6 protein-coding genes are annotated in these 6,732 nt (G+C 63.2%); 1 reads left to right on the top strand and 5 read right to left on the bottom strand.

Annotated features, from left to right (window positions below):
• Nucleotides 1-971: lipopolysaccharide biosynthesis protein (locus MKI88_RS20940; RefSeq protein ID WP_241633493.1), on the top strand; the 971-nt coding region annotated here is incomplete at its 5' end.
• Between the two features lie 47 nt (nt 972-1,018).
• On the opposite strand, the gene MKI88_RS20935 is transcribed toward MKI88_RS20940, so the two are convergent.
• The 5 genes from MKI88_RS20935 to MKI88_RS20915 all read right to left on the bottom strand — a co-directional run bounded on the left by MKI88_RS20935 (nt 1,019) and on the right by MKI88_RS20915 (nt 6,546).
• Nucleotides 1,019-2,137, bottom strand: a complete 1,119-nt coding sequence (locus MKI88_RS20935; protein WP_241633492.1) for an acyltransferase — start codon at nt 2,135-2,137, stop codon at nt 1,019-1,021.
• A complete protein-coding gene (locus MKI88_RS20930) occupies nt 2,134-3,534 on the bottom strand; it encodes a hypothetical protein (protein WP_241633491.1) in 1,401 nt (466 codons plus the stop codon). Before MKI88_RS20930 ends, MKI88_RS20935 begins: the two co-directional genes overlap by 4 nt.
• On the bottom strand, nt 3,528-4,373 hold the full coding sequence (locus tag MKI88_RS20925; protein WP_241633490.1) for a UbiA family prenyltransferase: 846 nt from the start codon (nt 4,371-4,373) through the stop codon (nt 3,528-3,530). The genes MKI88_RS20930 and MKI88_RS20925 overlap by 7 nt, the downstream gene beginning before the upstream one ends.
• A gap of 271 nt (nt 4,374-4,644) precedes the next feature.
• Entirely contained in the window at nt 4,645-5,853 is a 1,209-nt protein-coding gene (locus tag MKI88_RS20920) for an NAD(P)/FAD-dependent oxidoreductase (RefSeq protein WP_241633489.1), read from the bottom strand.
• A gap of 150 nt (nt 5,854-6,003) precedes the next feature.
• The gene (locus MKI88_RS20915) at nt 6,004-6,546 is read right to left on the bottom strand and encodes an Rrf2 family transcriptional regulator (protein WP_241633488.1); all 543 of its coding nucleotides are present in this window, start codon (nt 6,544-6,546) and stop codon (nt 6,004-6,006) included.
• Nucleotides 6,547-6,732 lie beyond the last annotated feature (186 nt).

Here is a 6,732-nt window from a genome sequence, read left to right as displayed (position 1 = left end):
CCACGCTGCTCTTCAAGGTGAACGGCGCGCCGATCGGCATATTGCGGCTGGCGGGGCGCTTCCGCACAGTGGCCTATCTTCAGGTGTTGAGCATGGCGATCAGGCTGGCGCTATGTATCGTCGCCTTCGTGCAAGGCGCGGGCATGCTCACCTTCGTCTTGATCTGGACGGGCACGCAGATTCTGGGTTCCGCATTGCTGGTTGTGGCGTCGCTGCGCGAACTGGCCCGCCGAGGGCTTGGACGTGTCATGCGGGCGCGGGTTTCGGGTATCACAGAGCGCTTCCCCGGAATCTGGGGCTTTACCTGGTCGACCAATTTCTCGCTCACGTTGTGGTCGAGTACACAGCAGCTCGACACATTGCTCGTCGGCGCCTTTGCCGATCCCGCAGGCGCCGGCCTCTATTATATCGCCAAGCGCGTCGGCAAAGGCGCGCTCCAGGCGGGCGCGCAGCTCCAGGCGGTGGTCTATCCCGAGATCGCGCGGCTCTGGAATAAACACAAGCGGGCGGAATTTCGTCGCGTGGTCTTCCAGTCGGAGATGTTTCTGGCCGCGTTGGGTATCGCCGGATGGCTCGTTGTAGCGCTGTTCGCGGAGCAGTTGCTTCGGATTTTCGTCGGATCGCAATTCCTTGCGGCCGCGCCGATGCTCGTCGTCCAGATGGTCGCGGTCATCCTGACGCTTGTCGCGTCGATCAAGCGCGCCGCGCTCATGTCGATGGGGCAGGCGCGGCAATTGATCGTCGCGGTGCTGATCGTGGTGCCCATATTTCACGTGACAGCGATCGGACTGATCCCGCTGATCGGCCCTCAGGGCGCGAATGTCGCGCAAGTGGTGATGGGTACGATCTGGATCGTCGCGCTGAACATCCTGTTCCGGCGTGCCGTCCGGGGCAATGACGCGGAAGAGGCGCCGAGCCCGAGGCACAAGCCGGCCGAGTTGCTGGAGCCCGAGGATGCGCTACCCCGCTAGAGCTGCGACGCGCCCATGACGCCGTGAAGCAATCGATCAAAGGGGTATCAGGCTCCGATGACCAGCCGTGATCGTTTACCGAGCGCCAGCCGCGCCAGCGCGACAACCGCCAGCGACACGGCAAGCCCGGCAAGGAAGGTCGCCACAACGCCCGCAATCAACGCCCACCAGGGTTGGCCCGGCGGCATGATCGCCCCGACGAGGCGTGCAATCGGCCGCAGCGCCGGGCCATGGACGAAGTAGACACCGAAGGAGGTGGAGGCTGCTGCAACGAGCAGGGATCGCAGGATCGAGTCCGCAGGTGCGGACCAGGCATGCAATGCCACCAGCAGTATCGAGGCCATGCTGAGGCGCTGAACGTAGAAAAGCGTTTCGCGAAGCGAGGTAAACCCGATCCGGTCAATGTCGGTCGCAAATGTGATCACAAGCGCCGCGGTGGCGAGGAGCGCAGCCACACAGAGCCAGCGCAGGTTCTGTCGCAGGATGTCGATCGACGCTTCCAGCGCGACGCCGAGCATCAGGCCGAACATGAAGGCCCCGCCGAAATAGACGAAGATCGCGGGCGTGAGCACCGTTCCCGTGCGCGAGATCAGGAGCGGGAGCAGCACGATCAGCACTGCGATCCAACGCCATCGCGCGGACCGCGCCAGCCGCGACAGGATCGGACTGATCGCATAAAGGCCGAGAATGACCGGTATGTACCACATGGTATTCCATGCATCCCCGGTCAGTATGTTCACGACCAGCTCGCGTGCGAACAAACCCCAGTCGGCCACACCATCGCGCCGCGCCGCCAGCGCCCATGCGACCGCGGTCAGCACCAGGCTCATCACGAGATAGGGCGATCCGATATTGGCAAGCCGCGCCCTGAAGAAAGGCCCATGCGGCCGGCGCCAGAAAAGATGGCTGTAGAGGATCCCTGATATAATACTGAAATAGAGCGTCGAATCGTGGAAGAGGACGAGATTGACGGCGTGCACTGCAGCCGATCGGGACGTCTGCTCGGGCAGTCCCTGCAGCAAGAAGGCGTTGCCCGCGTGGAGCATGACGATCTGCAGGATCGCAAGCCCGCGAAGCAGATCCACATAATCGACATAGGCGCTGCCCGGCGTCGCGGCTGCGGCGCGGCTCGGCGCCAAAGGGGCCGCGACCGTTTCGGTTGTCATGGCGGCGTTTCTCGAGCGTCGAGCGAGATGCAGCCGGGCTGGCCCAGCGGCGCGCGCGCAACGTCTGCCCATGGCTGATGCAGCGGACGCTCGCGATCAAGCATGGTCGCGGGCGGCGCGGGGCAGCACGCCCGCGGATCGGCACTCGCGCGATTGTGGAGCGGCGCGATGTTGACGCTGAGGCTGAGCGCGAGCGCGACGACGAGCGCTGCTGCGCTGCGTACGCCCGAACCGAGCCCGGGAGCGGCCGCGATCATCAGCGCCAGCGTCCATTGCGAACTGTAGAGCAGCGCCTCGTCGGGATTGAAGAACAGATAGAAGATGAAAAGCGCGGCGACACTTCCCAGTGCCGCCAGCACGACGCCTCGCGTCCCACCCGTGAGCCCGCGCACGATTCCCGTCACGCAGACACCGCCGATGCCAAGCAGGGCCGATGCGCGCATCGGATCGCGCAAGAGCGCCACGACATCGGCGACGACGTAACGACACTGCACATGGTCAAGCGGCGCGACGAAGGCGAACAGGAAGAAGCTGGCGAGATAGTCGCCGATAATGCGGGGATCGGTGAAGTTGGAGGCGCTCGCGTAGCGCTGCAGATAAAGTTCCTGCCATGCGAGGCCCGCTACGGGATCGAAGATGAGCGCGGGAAGCACCACCCCGAGCGATGCGATCGCGGCCGGAAGGAGCAGCGTCGCGCAAAGCCTCGATATCCATCCCCCGGGGACATGGCGCCAGGACAATCCGGTATAGATCAGCAAAAAGGCAAGCGCGGGCGGATTTGCGAGCCCGATGACAGCGCCCGCCGCGCCCGCCGCAGCACCCGAGAGGCGCGGGGCGCCTGTCGCGCGCGGTGCGAGCGCCGCAAACGCTAAACAGGCCAGTGCTATCGCCATGACGGTCACGCCATAGGTCTCGACGACGCCAAAGATCGTGACCGTGCCGAATGTCGACAGCGCCAGCGCTGCCACGAGTGCCGCGGTTATCCCCCCTGCAAGGCCGTGGTACAGAAAGGCGAAGATTAGTCCCGCACCCACGGCCTGGATCAGTGCCAGCGCCAGTGAACCCGCCACCGCCGGTGATATCCCAGCTGCAATCAGCGGGCGCGCGAGCCCGCCCACCAGCGCGGCCGCCAGCGGATGCTTGCGCGGCTTGAGCCCCGAATATTGCTGGTTCGCAAGCGCCCGCGCATAGCTCGCGGTGTCCGCACCGAGGATGCAGTTGTTGGTGGTGACGGCGGTGCGACTGAACTCAAGCCGGGCGAACGACAGGCAGAATATCGACGCCATTAGCGCGAGCGCGCAACCGAGGACCATGGCGGTGTGTCTGTGGTGGTCGTGCCCAAGCCGCATACCCATAACGCGTGGCGATCGCAGCGCGGTCGCGAGCGAACTCACCATGCCCAGACCAGTATCCCCGCCACCATGGCACCGCAAAGCAGGCTCTTGAGATCGCCGGTCGCATAGACGACAGGATCCTCCTTCACCCTCAGGCGATTGGCAAGGAGCATCAGCCGGATCAGCCAGTAGATCAGGATGGGCGCGATATACCAAAGCCTCTCGGGGTGGCTGTAGGTCTGCATGACATCGTCCGAACCAATGAATCGCACGAAAATGGTGATCGCGCTGAATCCCGACGCGGCGGCCAGCGGCACCATGACGCGCAGATCCTCGACGCGATAGGCACGGCTCGGCGCACGCGTGCCACCGGCATCGAGCAGATAGGACAGTTCGGTGAAGCGCTTTACGAGCGCCAGCGCCAGGAAGAAGAACAGCGAGAAGGCAATCATCCATTCGGAGGAGTCGGAGCCAATGGCTTCGTCGCCGGCGATGACGCGCAGCGTGTAGAACAGTGCGAGGAATACCACGTCCAGGCCAAGCATCCGTTTGACGAGCACCGAATAGAGGCAAGTGGCGCAGTAATAGACGCCAAGCACGATGAGGAACTCGGGAGGCAGCAACATGGCCACACCAAAGGCGGCCGCAGCAAGCCCGACAATGAGGGCTCCCGCTGCCGCGCGCCCGATGGTGCCGCGCGCGAGCGGTCGATCACGCTTGAACTGGTGCAGCCGGTCCGCATCGACGTCAATCAGGTCATTGAAGACATAGGCGCTCGAAGCCGCGAACGAAAAGGCGAAAAAGGCCGCGAGCGAGGCCTCGAGCGAACCAAAGCTGAAATCATGTCCAACGAGCATCGGCACGAAGACAAGGATGTTCTTCTGCCAGTGATGCGGACGCATCAGCGCTATCGAGTCGCGGCTCCAGCCGAACAATCCGCTGGACCGCCCCGGTGCCTTGTCCCTTATGGCATTGCTTCGATGGGTTCTGCTCATGGCATCAATGTAATGCCAAGCGGCATGATCGCGCGCGACGCATTGGGATTAATGCGCCGCTCTGACGGATGGGAAAACCGCGTCGATGCATTGACATAATCGGGGTCGCTTCAACCGCGCCGCCGGGAATCGGACGCCCACTCCTGGTGATGTCTCGGCCAGGAGTGGGCATCGGGTTTCAAGGGACGATGACGAAGTCGGGATTGGCTACGGAGAACATCGCCTCGCGATCGGCGGCCGGGGGATAGATCCAGACCTGATTGATCTCCTGCTTCAGCTTCTTGCCGTCCTGCCGGACCAGATGGACCTGACGGTCCCATCCCTCGGTGTAGAGCGCGCCCCAGGCGCCCAGATCGAGGCAGGTGACATATTTGGGCTGGCTGTAGGGATGGGTGGGCAACCCGACCAGTTCGGCGGCGGCATTGTGCCCGGCGACACGGCCCAGGCTGAGTGCGTGCTGACAGGACATGAGCGAGAAATTTCCGACATCGTCGGTTGCCGCCTTCACCGTGTCGCCGGTGACGAATATGCCGTCGGCTTCCGGAGCGCGCAGGAAGGCATCGCCGAGCACACGGCCGTGGGCATCATGTTCGCCTGGCACCTGTGCTGCCAGCGGGTGCGCCCGCATGCCCGCCGCCCAGATGACGGTAGAACTCTCGATCCGCTCGCCATCGGAAAGGGTGACGCCGCCGGCGTCGACGGAGGCAACCCGCACGCCCGGTCGAGGTTCGACGCCCAACTCGTCGAGCGCCTCGCGGATGACGGGCAGGGCGTCAGCTCCCATATCCGCGCCGATTTCGGACGCCGGATCGACGATGACCACACGAATCGGGGCTTCGGCGCCGAAAATAGCCCGCAGGCGTTCGGGCATTTCCGTCGCGCTCTCAAGGCCGGTAAAGCCGCCACCGGCAACCACGACGGTATTGCGCGCTTCGGAAGGTGCCACATTCGCGAGAGCCTTGAGATGCGCGTCAAGCGTCTCGGCGGATTCCAGCGTGTCCACGTTGAAGCCATAGTCGGCGAGGCCGGGGACCGGCGGTGCAAACAGGCTGCTGCCCGTCGCCAGCACGAAGCGATCATAGGTCAGCGTTTCGTGGGGCCCGTCATTGTGGCGTATGGAGACTGACTTTCCCTCGGAATCGATGCTTTCGACGGTACCGGCAATGTACCGGGTGCCGATCGCATCAAGCACCGCCTTGACGTCCGGATTCATGTTATGGAGCAGCGCTTCATAGAGGCGTGGACGAATTGTGAGCGTCGGTGACGGCGACACCATGATGACTTCGACTTCGTCTTCCTTGCCCGCAAGTGCGATTGCACGCGATGCGGAGATTGAGGCCCACAGGCCGGCGAAGCCGGAGCCCGCCACGATAATCTTCTGAGACATAATATTCATTCCATTCCCAATATTCGCCGGACGAGTGTCATCATTCCGTGACGCCGATAGGCAGGGCGAACGAAGGCCTTCTCGGAACGTCCGGCAGGAGACCGAGAAAGAAACTGCATTGCGGGCGGGACAGGGCGCGCCCTGGCGCGGCTATGGCGGACTGGTGCTCGAAGGCTTGCCGCTACGCACGGTCCGTTCGCTCATACGTTCATCGATCCAGCTCTGGACATCGGCGTGAAACTCCCTGGGTGCCGTGCGACCGAAGCGCTCCGCTATGGCGCCCAATGTTTGCTCGGACAGGCTCTGGCGCATCGCCTTTTCCGCCTGGAGCATGACCGCGTGGACGGCACAGGTGCCCGCGGTCGCCCAAGCGGGGACATCGTCGCCGAAGACAGCGCAGCGCCCGCGAATCTCCTGGCAGTCGAACAGCGGCTTGTTGCCTTCGATGGCGTCGACAATATCGAGGAAGCTGATCTTGCCTGCCGGGCGCGCCAGTTGATAGCCGCCTCGAACACCCTCCTGCGCGCGGACAATCCCCGCTTTTTCAAGCTTGGGGAAAATCTTTGCCACGAAGCTGGGCGAGATACCCTGCAACTCAGCGATTTCACGACTTGAAAGCGCTTTCGCATTGCTGCCGACGAGCCAGAGCAATCCGTGAATTGCATATTCGACGCTGACGGTGATGTGTGCCATAACGCGGATAATATCAATCCGAGTTATGGAGTCAATCTAAAAAACGCGGACTATGTCACTCTGCGTTATTTGTGCTCGCCCCGAACGCTCAACGACGGCGGTAATCCGCTGCCACAGGGCAATATTGTTCGAGGAACTCCTGCTGCATGGGCAGGCTGGCGACGGCGCTGGCGATATTGGCCTTCA

It is taken from the genome of Sphingomonas sp. LaA6.9 (assembly GCF_022601895.1).
Lineage (GTDB): Bacteria > Pseudomonadota > Alphaproteobacteria > Sphingomonadales > Sphingomonadaceae > Sphingobium_A.
The sequence above is the reverse complement of the archived record's forward strand: the minus strand, read 5'-3'. Positions and strand labels throughout refer to the sequence as shown.

Bases quoted from the DNA above. Each gene is read 5' to 3' on its own strand.
- MKI88_RS20935 (WP_241633492.1), bottom strand. From the start codon at position 2,137: ATGACAACCGAAACGGTCGCGGCCCCTTTGGCGCCGAGCCGCGCCGCA.
- MKI88_RS20925 (WP_241633490.1), bottom strand. From the start codon at position 4,373: ATGCGTCCGCATCACTGGCAGAAGAACATCCTTGTCTTCGTGCCGATG.
- MKI88_RS20920 (WP_241633489.1), bottom strand. From the start codon at position 5,853: ATGTCTCAGAAGATTATCGTGGCGGGCTCCGGCTTCGCCGGCCTGTGG.
- MKI88_RS20915 (WP_241633488.1), bottom strand. From the start codon at position 6,546: ATGGCACACATCACCGTCAGCGTCGAATATGCAATTCACGGATTGCTC.
- MKI88_RS20930 (WP_241633491.1), bottom strand. From the start codon at position 3,534: ATGGTGAGTTCGCTCGCGACCGCGCTGCGATCGCCACGCGTTATGGGT.